Below are 24,830 nucleotides of genomic sequence, written 5' to 3' on the forward strand. Positions count from 1 at the left end.
CTCACCCGCTCGCGGTCCCGTACCGGGCGAGCAGACGGGCCCGGCGGGACGGCTGGAGGTTCGCGCGGGTCACGTCCCCGTCGTAGTGGGCGAGGACCCGGGGGTCCATGACCCGGCGCCAGAGCGGGGGGACGTACGCGAGGACGATCATCCCCGCGTACCCCGTCGGCATCTCGGGGGCCTCGTCGAAGTGGCGCAGCGACTGGTAGCGCCGGGTGGGGTGGGCGTGGTGGTCGCTGTGCCGCTGGAGGTGGTAGAGGAAGACGTTCGAGGCGACGTTGTCGCTGTTCCAGCTGTGGCGCGGGGCGCAGCGCTCGTACCGCCCGCTCGCGGTGAGCTCCCGCTTGAGGCCGTAGTGCTCGGTGTAGTTGATGACTTCGAGCAGACAGAAGCCGAAGACCGCCTGGACCGCGAGGTACGGCAGGACCCCCGGGCCGAAGGCGAGCGCGAGCCCCGCGAAGAGCGCGAGCGACAGCGCCCAGGAGCCGAGGACCGTGTTGCGCGGGCTCCACACGGACCGGCCGCGGCGGGCGAGCCGGCGCTTCTCCAGGCGCCAGGCCGAGGTGAGGCTGCCGAGGACGGTCCGGGGCAGGAAGCGCCAGAAGCTCTCGCCGAGCCGGGCGCTCGCCGGGTCCTCGGGGGTGGCGACGCGGATGTGGTGGCCGTGGTTGTGCTCGACGTAGAAGTGGCCGTACCAGGTCTGGGCGAGCGCGATCCGGGAGAGCCAGCGCTCCAGGGACTCCGTCTTGTGCCCCAGTTCGTGGGCGGTGTTGATGGCGATGCCGGCGACCCCGCCGAGGGTGAAGGTCAGTCCGATCCTGTCCACGAGGGAGAGGTCGCCCCGGGTGATCAGCCAGCAGCCGAGGACGAGACCGCCGTACTGGAGGGGGAGGTAGAGGTAGGTGCACCAGCGGTAGTAGCGGTCCTGTTCGAGGTGGGCGATCGCGCTGTCCGGCGGGTTGGCGGAGTCCTTGCCGATGAGGTGGTCGACGACCGGGAAGATCGCGTACAGGACGAGGATCCCGGTCCACCAGAAGAGGCGGAGTCCGGTGGCGTTCACCAGTCCCCAGGAGAGGAAGGGGAAGGCCGGGATGAGCAGGCCGAGCAGCCAGAGCCAGCGCTTGGGGTCGCGCCAGGCGGCGGGGGCTTCGGGGGAGTCGCTGTGCAGGGCCAAGGCCGGCTCCTCGGAGAGGGTGGACACTTCACATGCGTTCTGTCCAGTTGATAGACGGAAAGCCCCTTGAGCGTCAATCCTCTGGACAGTGCCCGGTGGATAAAGTGGGGGCACGATGACACGTTTTCGCGAGAGTGTTCGGTCCCTCCTGCGTGAGCAGGTGCTCGACGCCGCCTACCGGCTCGTGGCCGCCGACGGCTGGGGCGTGCTGCGCATGACCGCCATCGCGCGGGCCGCTGGCATCAGTCGCCAGACGCTCTACAACGAGTTCGGCTCGAAGGAGGCCATCGGCAACGCCCTGATCCAGCGCGAGCTGGAGGGCTTCCTGGTCGGCATCCAGCGCGAACTCGACTCCCACCGGGGAGAGCTGGAGGCGGCGGCCGTGGCGGGCGTCGGCTACACGCTCCAGCAGGCCGTGGACAACCCCCTCATCAAGAGCGTCCTGCTCGCGGCGCGCGGCGGCGAGGACGATCTCCTCGCCTACCTCACGACCCGCCCGGAGCCGGTCTTCGGCACCGCGATGGCGATGCTCGACGCGTACGCGATCGAGGCCTGGCCCGACGTCGACGAGGAGTCCCGCGGACTCGCCGTCGAGACGATCGTGCGGCTCACCGTCAGCCACATCGTCCAGCCCGTGGCCCCGCCGGAGGAGTCCGCGCGGCGCATCGCCAGGATCACGGCGCGGATCGCGTACCCGGGCGGCCGCGCCTGATCCGTGGGGGCCCGGAGGGTAGACGAGGCCCGCTGACGGACACGGGGGATATCCGGCAGCGGGCCTCTGTTGAACATTGTACGAGATCGTCGGGGTGAACGGCGCACACGACGGCGGTGGCGAAGCACGGACCGACGGGGTACATCTCCCCTGAGACGCGGACTCGGGCGCCCCGGCCCGGACACCCTCGCCCGCGTCGCCGTGACGACGAGGAGGCCGCCGTGGAAGGCAGAAGCAAAGGGTTCGTGCAGTCCTTCAACCGTCTCGGCGGGTACGGCTTCGTCGTCCCCGTGGGCTCCGAGGAGCAGGTGTACTTCAGCGCCGAGGACATCGAGGGCGCGGACCGCACGGTCTCCGAGGGGCAGCAGGTCTCCTTCGTCCTGGTCCTCGGCGACGGCCGCTTCGAGGCCAAGGAGCTGCGCCTCTGACACCGGCCGGGGCCCCCGGCACGAAGATCGGCCGGTGGTACTGTGCCGAGGCCAGTCGCACCTTTGTACGCACCTGAACGGGTACGTGCACGGGTCAGGGAATCCGGTGGAAGACCGGAACTGACGCGCAGCGGTGAGGGCGACGGGCGGAGCATCGGCCACTGGGCGGCACGACGGGCCCGGGAAGGCGCTCCGTCCGGCTGACCCCGAGTCCGAAGACCTGCTGGCGGCCCCGGCGGCACGCCGCTGCCCGGGGAGCACCGTACGACAGGCTCCGCGTATGAGCCGTGGCCGCAGAGGAAGTCCCCGTGCCGCTCGCACACCCCGTCCGCTCCGCCGTGCTCTCCCTGGCCGGCGTCCTGCTCCTCACCGCGACGCTGACCGGCTGCGGCGGCGGATCCGCCCGGCCGTCCGGGAAGGACGCGTCCGCGCGGGACGCGGCCGGGTCCCCGGAGCGCGGCCACCCCGTGACCCTCGACGACAACTGCGGACGGCCGGTCCGCGTCGACCGCGCCCCGCGCCGGGCCGTCGCCCTCGACCAGGGAGCGGCGGAGATCATGCTCTCCCTCGGCCTCGCCGACCGCATGGTGGGCACCGCCACCTGGACGGACCCGGTCCTGAAGGGCCTGGAGAAGGAGAACGCGAAGGTGCCGCGCCTGGCCGACCGCTACCCCTCCTTCGAGAAGGTCCTCGACACCGAACCCGACTTCGCGGCCGCCTCGTTCGCGTACACCCTCGGCAAGGGCGGCGTGGCTCCCCGCGAGCGCTTCGAGCAGCTCGGCGTCCCCACCTACCTGTCGCCCACCGACTGCGTCGGGAAGGACAACAGCGGCGACGGCGACGGCGTCCGCACCCGCCCGCTCACCATGGAGACGGTCTACGGCGAGATCCGCGACCTGGCCCGGGTGTTCGCGGTCCCCGAGCGGGGCGAGAAGCTCGTCGCCGGGCTCAAGGCCCGGGTGGCGAGGGCCACGGCGGCGGCCGACTTCACCGACGCCACCGTCCTCTACTGGTACTCCGACGCCAAGGCGCCCTACATGGCGGGCTGTTGCGGAGCCCCCGGCATCGTCACGAACGCGCTCGGCGCGAAGAACGTCTTCGACGACACGCGCGAGGAATGGCCCCAGGTCAACTGGGAGACCGTCGCCGACCGCGACCCCGACGTCCTCGTGATCGGCGACCTGAGCCGCCGCGCGCAGTCGGCCGAGAGCGCCGCCAAGAAGATCGAGTTCCTGGAGTCCGACCCCGTCACCCGGAACATGACGGCGGTGCGGCACAAGCGGTACGTCCTGCTCAGCGGCCAGGCCATGAACCCCACCCTCCGCACCGTCGAGGGCGTCGAGAAGGTGGCGGCCGCGCTCCGCTCGTACGGTCTCGCGAAGTGAGCACGACCTCTCTGACGCCCACGCCCGCGCCGCCTACGCCCACGCCTTCGTCCGCGGCCACGCCGGTACGCGCCGGTGCCACGGCGCTGCTGTGGACGGCCGCCGGCCTCGCCCTCCTCGTCCTGTCGGCGGCCGTCGCCATCACCATCGGCCCGGCGGACATCGGCGTCGGCGAGGTCGGCTCCGTGGTCGCCGCCCACCTCGGCGGCGGCGTCTCCGCACTCTCCCCGATCCGCGACGGGATCGTCTGGGACCTGCGGCTGCCCCGCACCGTCCTCGCCGCCGTCTGCGGCGCCGGACTCGCCGTCTGCGGGGCGGTGATGCAGTCGCTCCTGCGCAACCCGCTCGCCGACCCCTTCGTCCTCGGCGTCTCCTCCGGCGCCTCGACCGGCGCCGTCGCGGTCGTCGTCCTCGGCGTCGGCGGAGGAGTCCTCTCCGTCACCGGCGGGGCGTTCCTGGGAGCGGTGGTCTCCTTCGCGCTCGTCCTGCTGCTCAGCCACACGCTCGGCGGCTCGACGGACCGGGTGGTGCTCGCGGGCGTCGCCGCGATGCAGCTCTTCTCCGCCCTCACCTCCTTCGTCGTGATGACCGCCGCCGACGCGGAGACCACCCGGGGCGTGCTCTTCTGGCTCCTCGGCTCGCTCGCCGGGGCCGGCTGGAGCGACGTGTGGGTGTGCCTCGCCGTCCTCGCGGCGGCGCTGCTGGTCTGCGGCGGACACGCGAGGACCCTCGACGCCTTCGCCTTCGGGGAGGAGGCCGCCGCCGCCCTCGGCGTCGCCGTCGCGCGGACCCGGCTCGTCCTGCTGTGCGTCACCGCCCTCCTGACGGCCGCCCTGGTCTCCGCCGCCGGCGCGATCGGCTTCGTCGGCCTCGTCCTGCCGCACGCCGCCCGTGCCCTCGCCGGCCCCGGGCACGCCCGCCTCCTGCCGGTCACCGCGCTGGCCGGGGCGGTGTTCCTCGTCTGGGCCGACACGCTCGCCCGTACGGTCCTCGACCCGCAGGAGGTGCCGGTGGGCGTGGTGACCTCGCTGATCGGCGTACCGGCCTTCGTCCTCGTCCTGTACCGCACCAGGAGCAGCCGATGAGCGCGAGCGCCCACGCGGGCGCAGGGCTTCGCGCCGAGCGGGTCTCGCGCACGGCCGGCGGCACCCTCGTCCTCGACGGGGTCAGCCTCACCCTCGCTCCCGGCACCGTCACCGGGCTGCTCGGGCCCAACGGTTCGGGCAAGTCCACCCTCCTGAGCCTGCTCGCCGGCGTCCTCGCCCCCGACGCCGGAGTCGTCACCCTCGACGGCGACCCGCTGGCCGGGCTCGGCCGCCGCACGGTCGCCCGGCGCCTCGCCACGGTCGAGCAGCAGGCCGACACCCAGACCGACCTGACCGTCGCCGACGTCGTACGCCTCGGCCGTATCCCGCACCGCAGGGCCTGGACGCCGCCGTCGGCGGCCGACGAGACCGCCGTCCGCACCGCCCTCGAACGGACCGGGCTCACCGAACGCGCCCGGCAGCCCTGGCGGACCCTCTCCGGCGGCGAACGCCAGCGCGTGCAGATCGCCCGCGCCCTCGCCCAGGAACCGCGCGAACTCCTCCTCGACGAACCCACCAACCACCTCGACATCCAGCACCAGCTCGACCTCCTCGCCCTCGTCGCGGACCTCCGCCTCACCGCCGTCGTCGCCCTGCACGACCTCAACCTCGCGGCGATGCACTGCGACCGGCTCGTGGTCCTCGCCCGGGGCCGGGTGGTCGCGAGCGGCACCCCGGACGAGGTCCTCACCGAGGAGCTCATCGCCGAGGTCTACCGGGTCCGCAGCGCCGTGACCCAACCCGGGCCCGAGGGGCGCCCGCACATCCGCTTCCTGGGTACGGTGGGCCCATGTCCACGCCCGAGTCCGTAGACCCCGCTGCCGCCGCCCGCCCGCACGAGCGGACCCCGGGAGCGCGTGAACTCGCGGCGGCGGCCGAGGTGTTCGGGCTGCTCTCCGACCCCACCCGGCTCCATCTGCTGTGGCTGCTCACCCGGGGCGAGGCCGACGTGAGCGCCCTGACCGAGGCGTGCGGCGCCGCGCGTCCCGCCGTCAGCCAGCACCTCGCCAAGCTGCGCCTCGGCGGGCTCGTCACGACCCGCAAGGACGGGCGCCGGGTCGTGTACGCGATGCCGGACGGGCACCTGAAGCGCCTGGTCGTCGAGGCGATCAGCCGCGCCGACCACCAGGTGACCGGAGAGCCCTGGCACGACTGACGTGAACATGTGCGCACTCGTGCACGCGTCGGCTACGGTGGAGGTCTCAGCCGTCCGCCGTGGCCGACCGGGGGCGCCCTCATGCTGTCCGTGCTGCGCAACCGCACCTACCGCCGTCTCCTCGGCGCGCAGGTCGTCGCCCTCGCGGGCGCCGGCCTCGCGACCGTGGCGCTCAGCCTCCTCGCGTACGACCTGGCCGGGGCGGACGCCGCCGCCGTGCTCGGCACCGCCCTCGCCCTCAAGATGGCCGCGTACGTGGGGATCGCCCCGCTCGCCGGCGCGCTCGCCGACCGCGTGCCCCGGCGGACGCTGCTCGTCTCGATGGACCTGGCGCGGGCGACCGTCGCGCTCGCCCTGCCGTTCGTGACGCAGGTGTGGCAGGTGTACGTCCTGATCCTCCTGCTCCAGGCCGCCTCCGCCGCCTTCACCCCCGCCTTCCAGGCGACGATCCCGCAGGTGCTGCCCGAGGAGCGCGACTACACCGAGGCCCTCTCGCTCTCCCGGCTCGCCTACGACCTGGAGAGCCTGGTCAGCCCCGTGCTCGCCGCCGCGCTGCTCACCGTCGTCCCGTACTCCTGGCTCTTCACCGGCACCGCCGCCGGATTCCTCGCCTCGGCCCTCCTCGTCCGGACGACCACCCTGCCCGCACCGCCCGACACCGGGACGGAGGGAGCCGGGGAGCGTCTGTACGCCAAGGTGGCCTTCGGCATCCGGCTCCTCCTCGCCACCCCGCGCCTGCGCGCCCTCCTCGCGCTCGACCTCGCCGTCGCGGCGGCCGGGGCCGTCGTCCTCGTCGACACCGTGCTCCTCGTCCGCGACACCCTCGGCCGCCCCGCCGGGGACGTCCCGCTCGCGCTCGGGGCCTACGGGGCGGGGTCCATGGCCGTGGCGCTGCTGCTGCCGCGCGTCCTGAGGCGGGCGGACGACCGGGCCGTCATGGTGCGGGCGGCCTTCGTCCTGCCCGGGGCCCTCGCCCTCCTCGCCCTCGGCCTCGCCGCCGCCCCCGGCGCCTGGTCCTGGCCCGCGCTCCTCGCGGTCTGGCTGCTCGCCGGCGCGGCCGGTTCGGCGGTCCTCACCCCCGGCGGCAGGGTGGTGCGCCGCTCGGTCGGCAGCGGCGACCTGCCGGCCGCCTTCGCCGCCCGGTTCTCCCTCTCGCACGCCTGCTGGCTGCTCGCCTACCCGCTCGCCGGCGGGCTCGCCGCGTGGGCGGGACCCGCCGCCTCGGCGGCCGTGCTCGCCGCCCTCGCCCTCCTCGGGGCCGTGGGCGCGGCGCTCCTCTGGCCCCGCGAGGACCCGGCCGAGCTCGACCACGTCCACCCCGGACTCCCGGCCGGTCACCCGCACCTGGCCGGGTCCGGTGCGCACCACGCGCACCCGTTCCGCATCGACAAGACACCCCCTAGCGGGGGAGCCGCATCTCCAGACCGTCCAGGACCACGTCCAGCCCGTAGGCGAACTTGGCGTCCCTGATGGCGACCGGGTCGACCGCCGCGTGCGTGGCGGCGTCGGCGTACGCCTCGGCCAGGTGGTCGTGGCCGGACGCCGCCTGCTGGGCGGCGGGCATGAGGCGGGCGATGAACCCGGCCTCGGTCTCGCCGGAGCGGGCGACCGTGGTGAGCCAGGCGGCCTCCGTGGTGCTCATGCCGATGACGTACGACAGGAGGGTGTCGATCGCTCGGCTCGGCTCGGGGAACCCGGCCGCCGAGAACAGGGCGGCGAGCCGCTCCGAGTACGACATCAGGTTGGGACCCAGGTAGGCGAGGCCCGCCTGGCCGAGGGTCGACGAGAGCCAGGGGTGACGCAGGGCCGTCGCGCGGAAGGACCCGGCGGCCTCGGTGGCGGCGGCCCGCCAGGGGCTGCCCGCGGGCGGGACGGCGATCTCGGCGGCGACCTCGTCCACGGCGAGCTCCATCAGCTCGTCCTTGGTGGCGACATGGCGGTAGAGGGAGGTCGCGCCGGCGTTCAGCCGCGCGCCGAGCTTGCGCATGCTGAGCGCCTCGATGCCGTCGGCGTCGAGCATGACGACGGCCTCGCGGACGATCGCGGCCCGGCTGAGCGCGGGCTGATCGGGGGCGGACTGCTCGCGGGCCCACACGGACGGGACGGGGTTCGCCTTGGCGGCCATGGTCCTCCTTCACTGCGTACGGCGTTCGCATCCAGCGTACAGGTCTCCTGGGTTGCGAACAGTGTGCGCAGCTGCGTACAGTGTTCGCATCGAAGGGCGCTCCAAGAGGGCGCGAACGAAACCCGAGGGGGAACTCCCGATGGACACCCGCAACCCACGCCGCTGGTGGATCCTGGTCGTGCTGTGCCTCAGCACCCTGGTCCTGGTCGTCGACAGCATGGCCCTCACCGTCGCCGTCCCGTCCATGACGGGGGACATCGGGGCGAGCGCCCAGGACATCCAGTGGATCCTGGACTCCTACATCCTGGTCTTCGCGGGACTCCTGCTGACCTCGGGAAGCCTCGGTGACCGCTTCGGCCGCCGGAAGGTCATGGTCACCGGCCTGCTGCTCTTCGGCGCGGCCTCACTCGCCGCCACGGTCTGCACCACACCCGGCGAGGTCATCGCCGCCCGGATCACCATGGGCGTCGGCGGCGCGCTGATCATGCCCTCGACCCTCTCCATCCTCATCACCGTCTTCGACGAGGACGAGCGACCCCGCGCCATGGCCGCCTGGGGCTCCGTGTCCATGCTCGGCCTGGTCGGCAGCCCGGTCCTCGGCGGCGTCCTGATCGACCACTTCTCCTGGCACTCGATCTTCTTCATCAACGTCCCGGTCGTCGCCCTCGCCGTCCTCGCCGCGCTCACCCTCATGCCCGAGTCGAAGGGCCCCTGGCAGAAGCCCGACCCGCTCGGCGCGATCCTCTCCGCCGTCGGCATGACCGCGCTGATCTGGTGGATCATCGAGATCCCGCAGCACGGCGCCTTCGAGGGCCGCTCGCTGATCACCCTCGCGGTCGCGGTCGTCACCCTCGTCGGCTTCGTGATCTGGGAGAACGTCACCCCCGAGCCGATGGTGCCGCTGGTCCTCTTCAAGCACCGCAACTTCAGCGGCGGCTCGCTCTCGCTGACCCTCGTGCAGATCGGCAACGGCGGACTGCTCCTCGTCCTCACCCAGTACCTGCAGTTCGTCCTCGGCTACTCGCCCGTCAAGGCCGGCCTCGCCTTCGTGCCGCTCGCCGTCGCCGCCCTCATCGGCAACGGCGCCGGAGCCGGGCTCGCCGCCAAGATCGGCAACCGGATCCTCATCCTCGCCGGCATGCTCGTCATGGCCGCCTCCTTCGCCCTGCTCACCACCGTCGACGCGCACTCCGGCTTCACCGTCCCCGCCATCGCCCTCGGGCTCCTCGGCCTCGGCGCCGGGCTCGCCATGCCGGCCGCGGTCGGCGCGCTGATGAGCACCATCCCCGAGGAGAAGGCCGGCGTCGGCTCCGCCCTCAACGACACCATCCAGCAGGCCGGTACCGCGCTCGGCATCGCCATCCTCGGCTCGCTCCTCACCAGCACCTTCTCCCGCGAGATGCCGGCCGACGCCCCCGAGCAGGCGAAGCAGTCCATCGGCGGCGCGCTGGCCGCCGCCCAGGGCGACCCCGGACTGGTCGCCGCCGCCCGGGACGCCTTCACCTCCTCGATGTCCACCACCTTCACGATCAGCGCCATCGGGGTCCTCGCGGCGGCCGCCCTCGCCACCCTGGTCATGCGGGACGTCAAGCCGGCACCCGCCGCCGACGAGACGCAGCGGGAGGGGCTCGCCGCCTGACGGCCCGCGTACTCCCGCGGAAGAGCCGGTGCCCCAGGGTGCCGGCTCTTCCGTCTGCCCCACATGGATGTCTCTCGTCCCGACTGTGGAGTGTTCGACCGGATCATGACGGTTCGTCCCGACATAGTGCGGGGCATGACACCCACCCCCACACGGACCCGGACCCGCAGAGCGCTGCTCTGCGCCGCCCTCCTCGCCCTCACCGTCCAGACCGCCGCCGCCCCGGCACTCGCCTCGCGCCCCCAGGGCCCGGGCGGCCCCGGTCACCACGGGCGGGACTGCGTGCGGACCGAGCGGCCCCTCGACGGCAAGGCCCGCCGGATCCTCGACATCGCCCGCAAGGCCAAGAGCGACCTCAAGCTCAAGTCCGTCGAGCTACGGGTCACCGTCGACGGACACGAGGTCGTCACCGACGCCCTGGGCGAGTCCATGACCGGCGTCCCCGCCGAGCCGGACATGCACTTCCGGGCCGGCTCCGTGGCCTTCGCCCACATCGCCACGGCCCTCCTCCAGCTCGTCGAGGAGGGCAGGGTCGACCTCGACGACACCGTGGAGCGGTGGCTGCCCGACCTGCCCAAGGCGGACCGGATCACCCTGCGGATGCTGGCCACCAACACCACGGGACTCCACGACTACGTCACCGACCCGGCCTTCCTCGCCGAGCTGGAGGCACACCCCTTCCGCCAGTGGACCCCGGCCCAGCTCGTCGCCTACCCCCTCAAGCACTCCTTCTGGTACGAGCCGGGGACCAGCTGGAGCTACTCCCACGCCAACTACGTCCTCCTCGTCGCCGCGCTGGAGAAGATCACCGGCACCCGCATCGACCGGCTCGTGGAGGAGCGGGTCACCGGCCCCCTCCGCCTGCGCGACACGCAGAACAACTTCACCCCCGACATCCCGCGCCCGGTCCTGCACGCCTTCACCTCGGAGCGCGGCTTCTACGAGGAGTCCACCTTCTGGAACCCCTCGTGGACCACCGCGCCCGGCGCGGTCATCACCACCCACATCTGCGACCTCGCCACGTCCGCGCGGGCGATCGGCAGCGGCGAACTCCTCTCGTACCGCTCCTACCGCACCCTCCTGAACCCGGGCACGGTCGGCCTCGGCGGCGCGACCGCCCACTGCCCCGCCACGGTCTGCCTGAAGCAGACCGAGGCCAAGCACTTCGGCCTCGGCGTCATCGTCATCAACGGCTGGGTGCTGCAGAACCCGTCGTTCTCCGGGTACGCGGCGATCCAGGCGTACCTCCCCTCCGAGCGGCTCGCCATCGCGGTCTCCTCGACGAAGACCCCGGACACGCCCGAAGGCAACACGGCCGAGGTGGTCGCCGAGCGCATCGCGGCCGCGCTCGCCCCGAACGACCCGCTCGCGATCACCTGACCCTTCGCCGGGCGTGCCACCGGATGCCCCGGTACCGTCGTCCGACGGCACCGGGGGTCACCGCGGGGCACCGGCCCCGACGGCACGCCCGCCCGCGCCACGCACCTGCCCGTCCCACCGGAGGAAACGTCATGAGGATCCACGTCACCAGCGTCTTCGTCGACGACCAGGACAAGGCCCTCCGCTTCTACACCGAGAAACTGGGCTTCGTGAAGAAGACCGAGGTCCCCCTCGGCGACTACCGCTGGCTGACCGTCGTCTCGCCCGAGGCCCCCGACGGCACCGAACTGCTCCTGGAGCCCGACGCGCACCCCGCCGCCAGGTCGTACACGAAGGCGCTGCGGGCGGACGGCATCCCGGTCACCTCCTTCGCCGTGGAGGACGTCCGCGCGGAGCACGAGCGCCTGAGCGCCCTCGGGGTCCGCTTCGCGCAGGAGCCGACCGAGGCCGGCCCGGTCACCATCGCGGTCCTCGACGACACCTGCGGCAACCTCATCCAGATCGTCCAGCTGCCCTGAGTCCCCCTACGCCGCCGCCCCCCGCAGCGCGCGGGTCAGGTTCCGGTGGGCGCGGACGAGGACGGTGACGGACGCGACGAGGACGACGTCCAGGAGGGCGACGGAGGCGAGCGGCGGCAGCCAGACGGCGGCGACGCCCCCGGCGGCGAGGGCCGCGCAGCCGAGCAGCCGCTCGGCCCACGCCCCGCCGGTGGTCGCGCGGTAGAACCAGGCCGTGGTGGCGAGATAGAGCGCCGGCCCGCCGAAGAGGAGCAGGGCCAGGGTGGCGGAGCCGTCGCCCAGCGGGTGGGCGATCGCGAGCTCGCTGCCCACCGCGAGGGCGACCAGGGCGGCGAGGACGAGATAGGCGCTGTTCACGCCGAGCCGGACGGACCGCACCGGGTCGTCGGTGAGCTCCAGGAAGGCCGTGAGGACGTCCTCGCCGCGCCGCGCCAGGTGAGGTGCTCCAGGAGGTGGTGGGAGAGCTGCGAGACCGCGAAGACGAAGACGAGGTCGTAGAACAGCTCCAGCGGCGACACCTCCCGGCGGAAGCCCTCCCCCCGGGACCTCGGCGACTCGGGCACGCTCATGTCGGGGAATCCTCCACCTCGGCGACGGACGGGAACCGCATGTGTGCCCGCCCGCCGCCCGCGCGTAACACGGGAGACCGGGACCGGCGGCCCCGCCTCCGTCAGTACACGTCCCGGACGTACCGCTTGTCCGCGGCGAGCCGCCGGACGTAGGCGGCGGCCTCGTCGGCCTCCATGCCGCCGTGGGCGGCGACCACGTCCCTGAGGGCCCGGTCGACGTCCTTGGCCATGCGCTCCGCGTCGCCGCACACGTAGAAGTGGGCGCCGTCCCGGAGCCACTGCCACAGGCGGGCGCCGTTCTCCCGCATCCGGTCCTGGACGTACACCTTGTTCCGCTGGTCGCGCGAGAAGGCCAGGTCGAGACGGTCGAGGTGACCGGACTCCCGGTACGCCTCCAGCTCCCGGCGGTGGTAGAAGTCCGTGGCCTCGCGCTGCTCGCCGAAGAAGAGCCAGTTGGGAGCCGTGTGGCCGCGGGCGAGACGGTCCTGGAGGAAGCCGATGAACGGGGCCACGCCGGTGCCGGGACCGACCATGATCATGGGCGTCGAGGGGTCGGCGGGCGGGCGGAAGCCGGGCGAGCGCCGGACGAAGACCTGCACCGGGCCGTCGTCGGCGCAGTCGGCCAGATAGGTCGAGCACACGCCCCTGCGGTCCCGGCCGAGGTCGTTCGTGTACCGGACGACGGAGACGGTGAGCCGCACCTCGCCGGGGTGCGCGAGGGGGCTGGAGGAGATCGAGTACAGGCGGGGCCGCAGACGCCCGAGGGCGGCGGCCCACTCCTCGGCGGAGGCCCGGACGGGGAACGCGGCGACGACGTCGGCCGCCTGCCGGCCCCAGCTCCACTTCGCCAGCGCCTCCTTGTTGTCGGGGCGCAGCAGCCGCTTCAGCTCGTGGCTGCCGGTGCGCGTCGCCAGGAACCGCAGCAGCTCGGTGGTGATGCGGGAGATGTCCAGGCGGGTGCGCAGGGCCTCCTCGAAGGGGAGCGGCGACCCGTCCCCGAGGTTCACGGGTCCGGCGGGGTCGAGGCCGGTGAGGGCCAGCCATTCGGCCACGAGCGCGGCGCCGTTGACCGGCCACACGCCGAGGGCGTCACCGGCCTCGTAGGCGAGTTCGCCGTCACGGGTGTCGAAGGCGAACTCCCGCACCTCCTTCTGCGAACCGGGCAGGCTCAGCAGCCTGTTGCCGACGAGGAGGGTCGCGAAGGGCGATGCCTTGGTGGGGGTGCTCGGTCGTACGGGGGCGGCGGTCCGCCGTTCCCCGGCCGCGCCCAGGGCCGTGACGACCTGGCCGAGCCACTGCTCGGCCGCCTCCTCGAAGTCGGGCTCGCAGTCCGTACGCGGGACGAGGCGGGTGCCGCCGAGCGCGGCGAGCCGTTCGTCGACGCGCCGGCCGTGGCCGCAGAAGTCGTCGTACGAGGTGTCGCCGAAGGCCAGCACGGCGTACCGGACGCCCTCCAGGGACGCGGCGTCCGGGGCGGACAACGCCTCCCAGAAACCGGCGCCGTTGTCGGGGGCGTCCCCGTCGCCGAAGGTGCTGGTGACGACGAGCAGATCGGTGCCGGGGGCGAGCCGGGCCGGGGTGAGGTCCGTCATGGGCAGCAACTCGGGGACGCGGCCGGCGGCGGTCAGACGCGCGGCGGCGGTGACGGCGAACTCCTCGGCGGTACCGGTCTGCGAGGCCCACAGGATCAGCAGCCGGCGGGCGGGCGCGGCCGGGTCCGCCGCCGGTTCCTCAGGGGACTCGAATACGGGTTCGGGCGCGGCCGTACGGGAGAACATGCCGGCGAGCACGCCGTTGACCCACGTGGCGGGGTCCGGGGCGAACGGCGCGTCGGCCGGCAGCACCGGGACGCGCCCGTCGGGCGGGGCGAGGGCGAGCCCCGAGAGGAAGCCCGCGAGATAGCGGCGCTCCGGTGCGGCGAGCGGTACGGGGGCCAGGTCGTCGATCCCGAGCAGCGAGGCCAGCGCCGCAACGGGGTCCGCGGCAAAGGGTGTTGCGGCCACGGACGCGGGCTCCGCCCTCGTGCCCGCGGCCTCAGGCGCTTCGGCCGTCACGGGCGCGGCCGTCCTGGTGAGGGTGACGGCACAGGCCTTGAAGCCGGGCTGGAAGGAGACGGGGTCGACGGCGTCGTGGGTGACGGCGTTGATGCTGACGTACTCGCCGAACAGGTCGTTCCAGTGGAAGGGCGCGAAGCAGGTCCCCGGCAGCACCCGGTCGGTGACCACCGCGGGCAGGACGGCGCGCCCGCGGCGGGAGGCGATCTCCACGTGGTCGCCCTCCGCGATCCCGAGGCCCCAGGCGTCCTCGGGGTGGATCTCGACGAACGGGCCCGGGTGGAGCCTGGCGAGCTTCTCGACCTTGCCGGTCTTCGTCATGGTGTGCCACTGGTGCTGGAGGCGGCCCGTGTTCAGGACGAACGGATAGTCGTCGTCGGGGAGTTCGGCCGCCGGCAGGTGCGGGCGGGCGAAGAACCGGGCGCGCCCGCTCGCGGTCGGGAAGGCCAGCCGGGGGCGGGTGCCGTCCGCGCGCTCCAGGAGGGTCCGGCTGACGCCGTCGTTGAGATAGCGGATCGGGTTGCGGTCGGGGCCGTCGGCGTCCGGGGCCGGCCACTGGACCGGGGTGGCGCGCAGCCGTTCGTACGTGACACCGCGCAGGTCCCAGCCGGTCGCCGGGTTCCACGCCTGCTTGAGCTCCTCGAAGACCTCCTCGGCGCAGGAGTACGCGAAGGCGTCGGCGAATCCCATGGCGCGGGCGACCCGGGCGATCAGCTCCCAGTCGGGCAGCGCCTGCCCGGGCGGGTCGACGACCCCCTGGACGAGGGTGAGGTTCCGCTCGGAGTTCACCATCACGCCGTCGGACTCCGCCCACAGCGTCGCCGGAAGGACGACGTCGGCGTACGCGTTGGTCTCGGTCTCGGCGAACACGTCCTGGGTGACGACGAGTTCGGCGGCCTCCAGGCCGGCGATGACGGTCTTCCGGTTGGCGACGGAGGCGACGGGGTTGGTGCAGATGATCCAGCAGGCCTTGATGTCGCCCGCGGCCATCCGCTCGAACATCTCGATGGTGCCGCTGCCGGCCTCGGTGCGCAGGGAGCCCTCGGGGATGTCCCACAGCCGCTCGACGAAGGCGCGTTCCTCGGCGACGAGCACCGAGCGCTGGCCGGGCAGACCGGGCCCCATGTAGCCCATCTCGCGGCCGCCCATGGCGTTGGGCTGGCCGGTCAGCGAGAAGGGGCCGGCACCGGGGCGGCAGATCGCGCCGGTGGCGAGGTGCAGGTTCACCAGGGCGTTGGTGTTCCAGGTGCCGTGGGTGGACTGGTTCAGGCCCATGGTCCAGCAGCTCGTCCACGCTCCGGCCTCGCCGATCCACCGGGCGGCCCGCCGGATGTCCTCCTCGGCGAGACCGGTGATCTCCGCGACCCGGTGGGGAGGGTGGTCGGCGAGGAGGCCGGGCATCTGCTCCCAGCCCTCCGTGAACTCGGCGATGAACTCCTCGTCGGTGTGGCCGTTCTCGACGAGCAGGTGCAGCAGGCCGTTGAGCAGGGCCAGGTCGGTGCCGGGCCTGATCGGCAGGTGGAGGTCCGCCCTGTCGGCGGTGGCGCTGCGGCGCGGGTCGACGACGATCAGCTTGGCGCCGGCCTTGACCCGGTCCATCATGCGCAGGAACAGGATCGGGTGGCAGTCCGCCATGTTGGCGCCGATCACGAAGAACACGTCCGCGTGGTCGAGGTCCTGGTACGAGCCGGGCGGCCCGTCCGCGCCGAGCGACAGCTTGTAGCCGGACCCGGCGGAGGCCATGCAGAGCCGGGAGTTCGACTCGATCCGGCTGGTGCGGACGAAACCCTTGGCCAGTTTGTTCGCCAGGTACTGCGCCTCCAGGGACATCTGCCCCGACACGTAGAAGGCCAGCGCGTCCGGCCCGTGCTCCTCCAGGACCGCCTTCAGCCGGGCGGCGACCGACCCGATCGCCTCGTCCACGTCCGTCTCGACCGGCTGCGCGCCCCGCTCCGGACGGACCAGCGCCTTCGCCGCCCGCCCGGGCGCCGCCAGCATGTCCGCGCTGGTCGCCCCCTTGGTGCACAGGCGTCCGGCGTTGGCGGGGTGCGCCTTGTCCCCGGAGGCCTTCACGGCGCGGCGGCGCCCGGTGGCGGGGTCCCGCCGCACGTCCAGGACGATTCCGCAGCCGACCCCGCAGTAGGAGCAGACGGTGCGGACGCTGCCGTCGTTCCCGTCGGTGTTCGAGCCTGATCCCACCGAAATCCCACCTCACGGCACGTACCGTCCAGAGCCGGGGCCGTGCCGCCCCGGGCGGAACGGTCCCACGACCAGCACCGTAGGAAGATCGAATTTCGGCCCGTCACACCTCAGGAGCCCCGGGGGTTACACCCCCCGCACGCACCGGCCCGCCGGCGTGTGAGATCGCGGCCGGGGCTCAGCCGACGTGGACGCGGGGGCGGAGCTCCCGGTCGGACTCCGCCTCGCGCAGGACCTCGCGGGTGACGGGGGCGACCTCGCCCTGGCCGAGGAGGAAGAAGCGGAAGAAGTTGGCGAAGGGGTTGCCCTCGGTCCACTCGAAGTAGATGTGCGGGCGGGTGCCGGTGAGGTCGCGGGAGTGGAGCAGCAGGGCCGCGAGGGCGTTGGGGACGGAGGAGGACTCGACGGTGAGGACGCGGTAGCGGTCGTGGAGGACCTCGCCGCGGACGGTCAGACCGGCCTCGAACTCGGACGGGTCGGTGACGGTGACCTCGATGAAGACGAAGTCCTCGGTGGTCGGCAGGTCGTTGTCGGCGCGGATCTGCTCGATCTTGTCGCGGTACTCGGCGATGTCCCGCTTGTCCGGTTCGTTCGCGATGAAGCGCGGCGTGCGGCGGGAGATGTCCTGGATGAACCGCTGGGCCATCTCGTCGAGGTCGATGTGGGTGACGCGCAGCTCGAAGGCGCGGCCGAGCCGGGAGAGCAGCGAGATGAGGATGATGCCGGCGATGAAGCAGGCGCCGATCTTCACGCCGTCGGGGCGCTCGATGACGTTGACGACGGTGGTGTAGAGGAAGACGGCGGAGATGACGGCGAAGCCGATCGTCCAGCCCTTCTGCCCGGCCTTGCGCGCGACGATCGTCACGGCGATGGCCGCGGAGCAGATCAGGACGAGGACACCGGTGGCGTAGGCGCCGCCCTGGGCGTCGACGTCGGCGTCGAAGATCCAGGTGACGAGGAAGGCGACCAGGGTGAAGACGATGACCATCGGGCGCACGGCGCGGGCCCAGTGGGGTGCCATGCCGTACTTCGGCAGGTATCGGGGCATCAGGTTGAGCAGGCCGGCCATGGCGGAGGCGCCCGCGAACCAGAGGATCGCGATCGTCGAGACGTCGTAGACGGTGCCGAAGGTGTTGCCGAGGTACTCGTGGGCGAGGTAGGCGAGCGCGCGGCCGTTCGCCTGGCCGCCGGACTCGAACTCCTTCTGCGGGATGAGGACCGTGGTGATGAAGCTGGTGAAGATGAGGAACACGCTCATGACGAGCGCGGCCGTGGTCAGCAGCTTCTTCGTGTCGCGGATCCGGCCGGTCGGCTTCTTCTCGGTGTCGTCCGGGTCGCCCTGGACGTGCGGCATGACCGCCACACCGGTCTCGAAGCCGGACAGGCCCAGCGCCAGCTTCGGGAAGACGAGCAGCGCCACGCCGACCATCGCGAACACGTTCCCGTGCTCGGCGGTGAGGGCGGCCGTCCAGTCCGTGACGACGTGGCCCTCGGTGAGGACGTGCCACAGGCCGGTGATCACGACGACCACGTTGAGCGCGAGATAGACGCCGACGAGCGCGACGGCGACCCCGATCGCCTCCAGGAAGCCCTTGAGGAACACCGCGCCGAGCAGCGCGATGAGGATCATCGTGATCAGGACCTGCTTGTCCTGCAGGGCCGACTCCAGGTGCGGGTTCTCCACCAGGTGGGTGGAGGCGTCGGCCGCCGACAGGGTGATGGTGATGAGGAAGTCGGTCGCGGCGAAGCCCAGCAGCGTCAGGACGAAGAGCTTGCCCTTCCAGAAGGACAGCAGCCGCGACAGCATCGCGATCGAGCCCTCGCCGTGCGGGCTCTCCTCCGCCACCCGCCGGTAGACGGGCAGCGCGCCCGCCAGCGTCACGATCACCAGGACGATCGTCGCGACGGGGGAGAGGAGCCCGGCGGCCAGGGCGGCGATGCCGGGCTGATAGCCGAGGGTCGAGAAGTAGTCGACACCGGTCAGGCACATCACCCGCCACCAGCGCTGCCCCTTGTGGCCGGCGTCCGGCGCCGCTTCCACGGGCCGGGAGGGCTTGCCCTTCCCCATGTCGGAGAGGCCCTCCAGCATCCACGCGCGCAATCGTCCGGTGCGGGCGTCCTTCGTGGTGGCCATCGGGTGTCCCTGGGTGCTGGTGTGTCGACGAGTGGTCGACCTGGCTGTCGACTTTCGGCCATCAGTTGGACGGCCGGGCAAGCCTAAGCAGCCCGCGAGCCCCCGATCCGGGGTCACGCGTCAGGGAACCGTCAAGATCCCCCTGTCGGACGTCGTACTCGTCACACCGGGGCCGTACGCCGCCACGGCGGGCCCCGCTCAGCGGCTGCCGAAGGCCTGCGTCCAGTACGGACCGCCGGCGGTGTGGATGCCGACGCCGATCTCCTTGAAGTCGCAGTTCAGGATGTTCGCCCGGTGGCCGGGGCTGTTCATCCAGGACTCCATCACCTGGGCCGCGGTGGTCTGGCCCTTCGCGATGTTCTCGCCGTACGCCGACCACGTGTATCCGGCGGCCGTGATGCGCTCGCCGGGGCCGTCTCCGTCCGGGTTGGTGTGGTCGAAGAAGTCCCGCGCGGCCATGTCGTCGGAATGCCCCTGGGCGGCCTTGGTCAGCAGGGGGTGCTCGGCGAGCGGCCCGCAGCCCGCCTTGGCCCGCTCCGAATTGACCAGACTGATGACCTGCTGCGCGGTGGAACCGGAACCGGAACCGGAACCGGATCCTGAGGTCGTCTGTGTGCTGGTGGGGCGGGGCGCCGGCGCGGGCGCGGTCGTGCGCGGCGGCCGGGGCGCGGCCGTCGGGGTGGTGCGGGAGGCGGTCGGCGTGGGCCGGGACGGCTTGGGCGTCTTGCGGACGGTCGGTGTCGCCGACGGCGAAGGGCTCGCCGAGGTGGAGGTGGCCACCGGGTCCGCGGTCGTCTCCTGCGGGCTGGGCAGGCCGGCGCCGGTGGTCGCTGCGAGCGTCGTGTCCCTGGCCTCCGCGCCCTCGTCGGGGCCGGTGGTCAGGGTGAAGGCGCCGCCGGTGACGGCCACCACGGCTATGCCCGCCGCGATGACGGCGCGCCTGCGGCCACGCCGCTGCCGCCGCCGGCGCCGGGCGGCGCGGCTGCTCCGGGGACCACGGCCCGTCGGGCCTCCACCGGGCCCGGAGTCGGTCGCTACGCCGTGGTGCGACGACGCGAGCGGGTCGGCCGCCGGGTCGGCGACCGGGTCGGCGAACGGCGTGTCGAGCGGCGTGCCGAACGGCATGGCGGTCCGGGCGGTCGCCGCGGTGGTCCCGAAGCCGGCCCGCGCGCGGACGCCCGCGAGGAGCATCGCGGCCGGGGGCACCAGAAGCAGTCCGGCGAGCAGCCCCTCCGCCGGGACGAGGCCGGTCCACAGGCCGGCGCAGTGCGCGCACGCGCGCGCGTGCCGGGCGATGCGCTTGCGCCAGAGGGCGGAGGGACGGCCGTCCCAGGTGTCGATCTCGTACCGCAGGGTGGGGCAGGGCGGGTTCTGCGACAGGGCCCGTACGACGACCCGCGCGGCCTCGAGGCGCTCCTTCATCCGCTGGACGCGCACCGCGGTGTGCTGGGGGGACAGCTGGAGGGCGGCGGCCACCTCGTGGCGGCTCAGCTCACCGGCACATTCCAGCCACCACAGGGACAGCAGGTCCCGGTCGTCCGGCTCCATCCAACGGGTCGCCTCGGCGGTCTCGCGCCGCTGGCCGGAAAGGTTCAGGCGCACGACGGCCAGCTCCACGAAATCGGCCCCCGGCTGCGCGATCTCACGGGCGTCGTCGAGGCCGCCCGCGGGGAGACCGGCCTGCTGCTGCCGGTGCCAGTGGCCGCGGACGCCGTTCATGGTGATGGCCACCAGCCAGGACCTGAAGCTGTCGGGGGAGCGGAGGCCGCCGAGCCCCGCGAGCGCCCGCAGCATCGTCTCCTGCACGACGTCGTCGACGTCGTGGTGACCGTTCATCGCCCGGCCCACGATGTTGTAGACCAGGGGCAGGTGGAGCGCGATGAGCCGGTCCTGCGCCCGCGGGTCTCCGCTCTGTGCCGCCCTGACCAGTTCCGTACCGTGCTGTGCGCCCATGCTCCGAATCACCCTGCCTGTTCCCGCTGTCGTCGACCGCCAACACCTGGGAGATCACGCCGAGCCGGTCCGATAACAGGAATCGGCGGACGAGTTCCGGAATCTCCGGCGGCCCCTCGGAGCCTTGCGTCCTCCCGTACGGGAGGTCAGCCCGGCGGCCGGGACTTCGTGGGATCTGCCAGTACGGAGTTCCGTCGCGGTCCGGCAAGACTGCCAAGGCACGACTGATCACCAGGGACATGACCAAGCACTGGGGAGGACAGCGCGATGAGCGTACAGCTGTACGACGAGATCGGTGAAGCGTTCGAGGGGTTCAAGTCCCTGCCGATGACGCAGTACGGGGAGGTGCCCAGCTTCCTGGGCATGGTCGGTGACGTGACGGGGAAGTCGGTCCTCGACCTCGCCTCCGGCACCGGCTTCTACAGCAGGGAGTTCAAGCGGCGCGGCGCCTCCGAGGTGCTCGGCATCGACATCTCCGGCGAAATGGTCGCCGTGGCCCAGGCGTTCGAGGAGGCGGAACCGCTGGGCGTGCGCTACGAGGTGGGCGACGTGTCCGACCTGCGGACCCTCGACGAGCCCTTCGACCTCGCGCTCGGGGTCCAGCTGCTCAACTACGCGCCGGACATCGCCGCCATGGAGCGGATGTGCCGCAACGTGCACCGGAGCCTGAAGCCCGGAGCCGAGTTCTTCGTGCTCGCCCAGAAGCCCGACTACCGCTTCGACGGGCCGTCCCTGGCCAAGTACGGCTTCCTCTGCGAGCCGACCGGCGAGGAGATCGAGACCGGCCCGCGCGTGCGGATCACGGCGCTGCTAGACCCGCCGGTCTCGTTCGTCGGCGCCTGTCCGCGCCGCGAGGTGTACGAGGACTCGCTGCGGGCGGCCGGATTCGGCGGGCTGACGTGGATCCCGCTGCAGGTGTCCGAGGCCGGCGTCCGGGCGTTCGGCGCGGACTTCTGGGCGGACTGCCTCGCCAACCCGCCCTTCGAGATGCTGCGCTGCCGCGCCTGACCACCGGCCGGAAAGCCGCGGGGCCCGACGTCCCCGAATTCGCCCGGACGGGGGTCGGGCCCCGCGGCCGTCGGGCGGCATGCTCGCGGGGTGTCACGTCCATCGTCTTCGCCGTCGCCTGATCCTGCTGAGCGTCCTGCTGCACGACACGATCTCGACCCGAAGGTGAATGTGAAGGTGAGGGGCCGTCCCGTCCGGCCCCGAACGGACCGCGTCAGGGTGCCCTCCGGACCGGGAATGGGCACGCTGGTGCCTCGGACCGGGCACGCGGCCGCACGGCCGCACGGCCCCACGGCCCCACGGCCCCACGGCCCCGCGGTGCCGCGGCTTCGAGGCCCCGGGGTCCCGCGGCCTCGCGGTCGAGCACGGCAGGGAGAGGACGGCATGGAAGTGTCAGGCCCCGAAGGGGGGACCCCGGCCGCGCGGCTGCTGGCGCGGCTGGCCCTGCTCGCGGCGGCCGGTTCGCTGGTCGTGCTCCTGCTCGCGCTGGGGGACGGCGGCCTCCTGGTGGTCGGGGGCGGGTTCCTCGGTCTCGTCCTCCTCGCCGTCGGCGTCTGGTGGTTCGTGGCGCACCGCGGCGCCGTACGCCTCCTCGGGGCGCTCCTCGCGGTCGCCGCCCCCGCCGCCGTCCTCGTCCTCTTCGCACACGGCGGCCTGTGGCTGACGGCGCTGATCCTCTGCCTGTGCTGGGGCGCGGCCCTGGCCTGCGCGAGGGCCGCGCTGCGCAGATCGCGTCCTGCGCGGTCGCAGCGGGCGGTCGCGGCACCCCGGCCGAAACGACCGGTCCTGATCATGAACCCCAAGTCCGGGGGCGGGAAGGTCGGCCGCTTCGGCCTCGTCGAGCGGGCGGAGGAGCTCGGCGCGCGGGTCATCCTGCTCGACCCGTCCGCCCCGGCCGACGTCGCCGCGCTGGCCCACGGGGCCGTGGCCGACGGCGCGGACCTGCTCGGCGTCGCGGGCGGCGACGGCACCCAGGCCCTGGTCGCGGCCGTCGCCGCCGAACACGACCTGCCGTTCCTGGTGGTCTCCGCCGGCACCCGCAACCACTTCGCTCTGGACCTCGGCCTCGACCGCTCCGACCCGTCCCGCTGCCTCGACGCGCTGACCGACGGCGAGGAGCTCCGGATCGACCTCGGCGACGTCGCGGGCCGGGCCTTCGTCAACACCGTGTCCTTCGGGGTGTACGCCGACGTCGTCCAGCGCCCCGAGTACCGCGACGACAAGGCGGGCACGGCCCTCACCCTCATGCCCGACCTGCTGCTCGGCGAGGGCCTGCGACGGCTCGACGCACGGGCCGACGGCACGGCGCTCTCGTCCCAGCAGGCGCTCCTCGTCAGCAACAACCCGTACGTCTCGCCCGACGAGCTCAGCGGCGGCGGCCGCCGGACCAGCCTCGACGACGGCGAGCTGGGGGTGCTCGGCATCCGGGTGGAGGACGCGGCGCAGGCCGCGGACCTGGCCGTACGGGGCTTGCAGTCCAACGGCATCACCGTCCTGACCGCACGCCGCGTCGAGGTGACCGCAGACACGGACGAGATCCCGGTGGCGGTGGACGGCGAGGCGCTGCGGATGCCCACCCCGGTCGTGGTCACGCTGCGCCCGCGCGCCCTGCGGGTCCAGGTACCGCGCGACCGCCCCGGCGTCCCGGCACCCGTGCCGCCCGTGCGGTGGCGGCGGGTCCTCGGCCTCGCGTTCGGCCGCCGCGGGCGACCGGCCTCGGAGTCGCCGTAAGGGAGCCCGAGGGACCGGCCGCGGAGTCGTCGTGACGGAGCCCCGGGCGACCGGCCGCGGAGTCGCCGTGACGGAGCCCGAGGAACCGGCCGGTGAACCGCCCCGACGGAGCCCCGAGCGACCCGCCGGGGAACCGCCCCGACGCCCTGACCTTCGCCTCGCCGTAACGGTGCCCTGTACTCCGAGGAGTCCCGTCCGTGCCTCAGAACCACTCCCCACACAGCCGGAACCAGTGGCTCTCCGAGCGCCGCCGGTCGACGGTGAGCGGAGTCGTCGCGGCGGGTACGGCGGCGCTGCTCCTCGTCCTCGACGGCACCTGGACGGAGATCTCCGGGACGGACGTGTGCGTCCTGCTGCTGCTCGCCTACCTCTTCCCGTACCTCATGCTCACGACGGTCGCCTTCTCGACCGCGTCCCCGGAACGGGTCCGCAGGTGGGCCGGCCGTTCGTCACGGGGCACGGTCCTCCAGCGGTACGTGTACGGCACGGCGCCCGGACCGGGGGTCTCGATCTTCATCTCGGCCGCCGCGCTCGTGGTGGCCGTGGTGTGGCGTCCCGGGCACATCGGCTCCTCGTTCGAGCCGGCTGCCCGCGCGGCGGTGGCGCTCGTCATGGTCGCCCTCGCCTGGATCTGCGTGGCGATCTCCTTCGCGGTCGCCTTCCAGGGCGACAACCTCGTGGAGGACGAAGGGGCGCTGGAGTTCCCCGGCGAGGAGAAGCCGATCTGGGTCGACTACGTGTACTTCGCCTTCTCGGTCATGACGACGTTCGGCACCACCGACGTCAACGTGACGTCCCGGGAGATGCGCCGGACCGTGACGGCCAACGCGTGCATCGCGTTCGTCTTCAACACCGTCACGGTGGCCAGCCTCGTCTCAGCCCTGGACAGCGTCTGACGGAGAGACGGAGAGACGGAGAGGGTCCTCGCCGCCGCGCATCGGCCTCCCGCCGCCGCGCGGCGCCACGCCGCTCACGAAGCTCCGACTCGCACCGGACCGGGCGTCAGGGCCTCAGCAGTCCGCCCACCCACCAGTCGTGAGGTTCGCCGTCGTTGGCGATGCTGCGATGGCGCAGTGTCCCTTCGACGGTGAAGCCGAGCTTCTCGGCCACGGCACGCGAGCCGGTGTTCCCGGCCATGGCCCACCACTCGATGCGGTGGACGTCGAGGGTGGCCCAGCCCCAGTCGCACAGGGCCCGAGCGGCCTCCACCGAGTACCCGCGTCCGCGCTGTTCCCTGACCGCCCAGTAACCGAGCTCCCAGACGCCGCGGCTGAGCAGGGTCAGGCAGTACGAGCCGACCAGGGCGCCGGTGTCCCTGCGGAACGCGCCGAGGGTGTAGTCCCTGTCCTCGGCCCACTGAGCGGGCAGCTTCTCGCCGACGAGCTTCTCCGCGTCCGTGCGCCGGTACGGCACCGGCACCGGCGTGTAGAACTGGATGTCCTCGTCCTGGCAGGCTTCGTACACCGCATCCACGTCGGCAGGTGTGAAGGCCCGAAGCACCAGACGGTCGGTCTCAAGAGTCACCGGATCCATGGCGGCAGTATGGACACCACCGGCAAGCAGCGACCAGCGAATATCCC

The 24,830-nt window shown here is 72.9% G+C and carries 21 protein-coding genes and 1 riboswitch; of the genes, 13 read left to right on the forward strand and 8 right to left on the reverse strand.

The genetic code is table 11. The annotated features are described in order from the left end of the window. Position 1 precedes the first annotated feature (1 nt). Positions 2 to 1,174: an alkane 1-monooxygenase gene (locus ACN9M0_RS29130; protein ID WP_426404453.1), complete on the reverse strand. Its 1,173-nt coding sequence runs from the start codon at positions 1,172 to 1,174 to the stop codon at positions 2 to 4. Positions 1,175 to 1,289: 115 nt separating this feature from the next. On the opposite strand from ACN9M0_RS29130, the gene ACN9M0_RS29135 reads away from it, so the two are divergent. From ACN9M0_RS29135 to ACN9M0_RS29165, 7 genes are all read left to right on the forward strand, one after another. Next, positions 1,290 to 1,886: a TetR family transcriptional regulator gene (locus ACN9M0_RS29135; protein ID WP_426404454.1), complete on the forward strand. Its 597-nt coding sequence runs from the start codon at positions 1,290 to 1,292 to the stop codon at positions 1,884 to 1,886. A 221-nt stretch (positions 1,887 to 2,107) separates the two neighbouring features. Further along, positions 2,108 to 2,314, forward strand: coding sequence for a cold-shock protein (locus ACN9M0_RS29140; RefSeq protein ID WP_366039403.1), 207 nt, complete (start codon positions 2,108 to 2,110; stop codon positions 2,312 to 2,314). 35 nt (positions 2,315 to 2,349) lie between these two features. Then, a riboswitch (cobalamin riboswitch) is annotated at positions 2,350 to 2,556 on the forward strand. A gap of 66 nt (positions 2,557 to 2,622) precedes the next feature. Continuing rightward, a complete protein-coding gene (locus ACN9M0_RS29145; RefSeq protein ID WP_366039404.1) occupies positions 2,623 to 3,699 on the forward strand; it encodes an ABC transporter substrate-binding protein in 1,077 nt (358 codons plus the stop codon). A gap of 11 nt (positions 3,700 to 3,710) precedes the next feature. Beyond that, positions 3,711 to 4,784: a FecCD family ABC transporter permease gene (locus ACN9M0_RS29150; protein WP_399700347.1), complete on the forward strand. Its 1,074-nt coding sequence runs from the start codon at positions 3,711 to 3,713 to the stop codon at positions 4,782 to 4,784. After that, positions 4,781 to 5,596, forward strand: coding sequence for an ABC transporter ATP-binding protein (locus ACN9M0_RS29155; protein WP_426404455.1), 816 nt, complete (start codon positions 4,781 to 4,783; stop codon positions 5,594 to 5,596). Before ACN9M0_RS29150 ends, ACN9M0_RS29155 begins: the two co-directional genes overlap by 4 nt. Beyond that, positions 5,575 to 5,940, forward strand: coding sequence for an ArsR/SmtB family transcription factor (locus ACN9M0_RS29160; RefSeq protein WP_366039406.1), 366 nt, complete (start codon positions 5,575 to 5,577; stop codon positions 5,938 to 5,940). Before ACN9M0_RS29155 ends, ACN9M0_RS29160 begins: the two co-directional genes overlap by 22 nt. 81 nt (positions 5,941 to 6,021) lie before the next feature. Beyond that, positions 6,022 to 7,410: an MFS transporter gene (locus ACN9M0_RS29165; RefSeq protein ID WP_366039407.1), complete on the forward strand. Its 1,389-nt coding sequence runs from the start codon at positions 6,022 to 6,024 to the stop codon at positions 7,408 to 7,410. Here ACN9M0_RS29165 and ACN9M0_RS29170 read toward each other — a convergent pair. Then, positions 7,340 to 8,065: a TetR/AcrR family transcriptional regulator C-terminal domain-containing protein gene (locus ACN9M0_RS29170; protein WP_366039408.1), complete on the reverse strand. Its 726-nt coding sequence runs from the start codon at positions 8,063 to 8,065 to the stop codon at positions 7,340 to 7,342. The genes ACN9M0_RS29165 and ACN9M0_RS29170 overlap by 71 nt on opposite strands. A gap of 139 nt (positions 8,066 to 8,204) precedes the next feature. Here ACN9M0_RS29170 and ACN9M0_RS29175 point away from each other — a divergent pair, with 139 nt between their 5' ends. The 3 genes from ACN9M0_RS29175 (at position 8,205) to ACN9M0_RS29185 (ending at position 11,602) form a co-directional block, all read left to right on the forward strand. Then, a complete protein-coding gene (locus ACN9M0_RS29175) occupies positions 8,205 to 9,704 on the forward strand; it encodes an MFS transporter (RefSeq protein ID WP_426404456.1) in 1,500 nt (499 codons plus the stop codon). Positions 9,705 to 9,839: 135 nt separating this feature from the next. After that, a complete protein-coding gene (locus tag ACN9M0_RS29180) occupies positions 9,840 to 11,084 on the forward strand; it encodes a serine hydrolase domain-containing protein (RefSeq protein WP_366039411.1) in 1,245 nt (414 codons plus the stop codon). A 131-nt stretch (positions 11,085 to 11,215) separates the two neighbouring features. Continuing rightward, a complete protein-coding gene (locus tag ACN9M0_RS29185) occupies positions 11,216 to 11,602 on the forward strand; it encodes a VOC family protein (RefSeq protein ID WP_366039413.1) in 387 nt (128 codons plus the stop codon). Positions 11,603 to 11,608: 6 nt separating this feature from the next. On the opposite strand, the gene ACN9M0_RS29190 is transcribed toward ACN9M0_RS29185, so the two are convergent. The 5 genes from ACN9M0_RS29190 to ACN9M0_RS29210 form a co-directional block, all read right to left on the reverse strand. Beyond that, the gene (locus ACN9M0_RS29190) at positions 11,609 to 11,980 is read right to left on the reverse strand and encodes a low temperature requirement protein A (RefSeq protein WP_426404457.1); all 372 of its coding nucleotides are present in this window, start codon (positions 11,978 to 11,980) and stop codon (positions 11,609 to 11,611) included. Next, entirely contained in the window at positions 11,956 to 12,171 is a 216-nt protein-coding gene (locus tag ACN9M0_RS29195; protein WP_426404458.1) for a low temperature requirement protein A, read from the reverse strand. Before ACN9M0_RS29195 ends, ACN9M0_RS29190 begins: the two co-directional genes overlap by 25 nt. Before the next feature lie 101 nt (positions 12,172 to 12,272). Further along, positions 12,273 to 16,424: a molybdopterin-dependent oxidoreductase gene (locus ACN9M0_RS29200; protein ID WP_426404459.1), complete on the reverse strand. Its 4,152-nt coding sequence runs from the start codon at positions 16,422 to 16,424 to the stop codon at positions 12,273 to 12,275. 178 nt (positions 16,425 to 16,602) lie between these two features. Next, positions 16,603 to 18,558, reverse strand: a complete 1,956-nt coding sequence (locus tag ACN9M0_RS29205; RefSeq protein WP_366039416.1) for an amino acid transporter — start codon at positions 18,556 to 18,558, stop codon at positions 16,603 to 16,605. Positions 18,559 to 18,756: 198 nt separating this feature from the next. Further along, positions 18,757 to 20,511: a sigma-70 family RNA polymerase sigma factor gene (locus tag ACN9M0_RS29210; protein ID WP_426404460.1), complete on the reverse strand. Its 1,755-nt coding sequence runs from the start codon at positions 20,509 to 20,511 to the stop codon at positions 18,757 to 18,759. A 267-nt stretch (positions 20,512 to 20,778) separates the two neighbouring features. On the opposite strand from ACN9M0_RS29210, the gene ACN9M0_RS29215 reads away from it, so the two are divergent. The 3 genes from ACN9M0_RS29215 (at position 20,779) to ACN9M0_RS29225 (ending at position 24,146) form a co-directional block, all read left to right on the forward strand. Further along, a complete protein-coding gene (locus ACN9M0_RS29215) occupies positions 20,779 to 21,519 on the forward strand; it encodes a class I SAM-dependent methyltransferase (protein WP_426404461.1) in 741 nt (246 codons plus the stop codon). A 384-nt stretch (positions 21,520 to 21,903) separates the two neighbouring features. Next, positions 21,904 to 23,250 (forward strand): diacylglycerol/lipid kinase family protein, encoded by a 1,347-nt coding sequence (locus ACN9M0_RS29220; protein WP_366039419.1) that lies wholly within the window; start codon positions 21,904 to 21,906, stop codon positions 23,248 to 23,250. A gap of 197 nt (positions 23,251 to 23,447) precedes the next feature. Further along, on the forward strand, positions 23,448 to 24,146 hold the full coding sequence (locus ACN9M0_RS29225) for a DUF1345 domain-containing protein (protein WP_366039420.1): 699 nt from the start codon (positions 23,448 to 23,450) through the stop codon (positions 24,144 to 24,146). A 106-nt stretch (positions 24,147 to 24,252) separates the two neighbouring features. Here ACN9M0_RS29225 and ACN9M0_RS29230 read toward each other — a convergent pair whose 3' ends face one another. Beyond that, positions 24,253 to 24,783, reverse strand: coding sequence for a GNAT family N-acetyltransferase (locus ACN9M0_RS29230; RefSeq protein WP_366039421.1), 531 nt, complete (start codon positions 24,781 to 24,783; stop codon positions 24,253 to 24,255). Positions 24,784 to 24,830: the final 47 nt, after the last annotated feature.

This window comes from Streptomyces sp. R-07, from assembly GCF_049913175.1.
Taxonomy (GTDB): domain Bacteria; phylum Actinomycetota; class Actinomycetes; order Streptomycetales; family Streptomycetaceae; genus Streptomyces.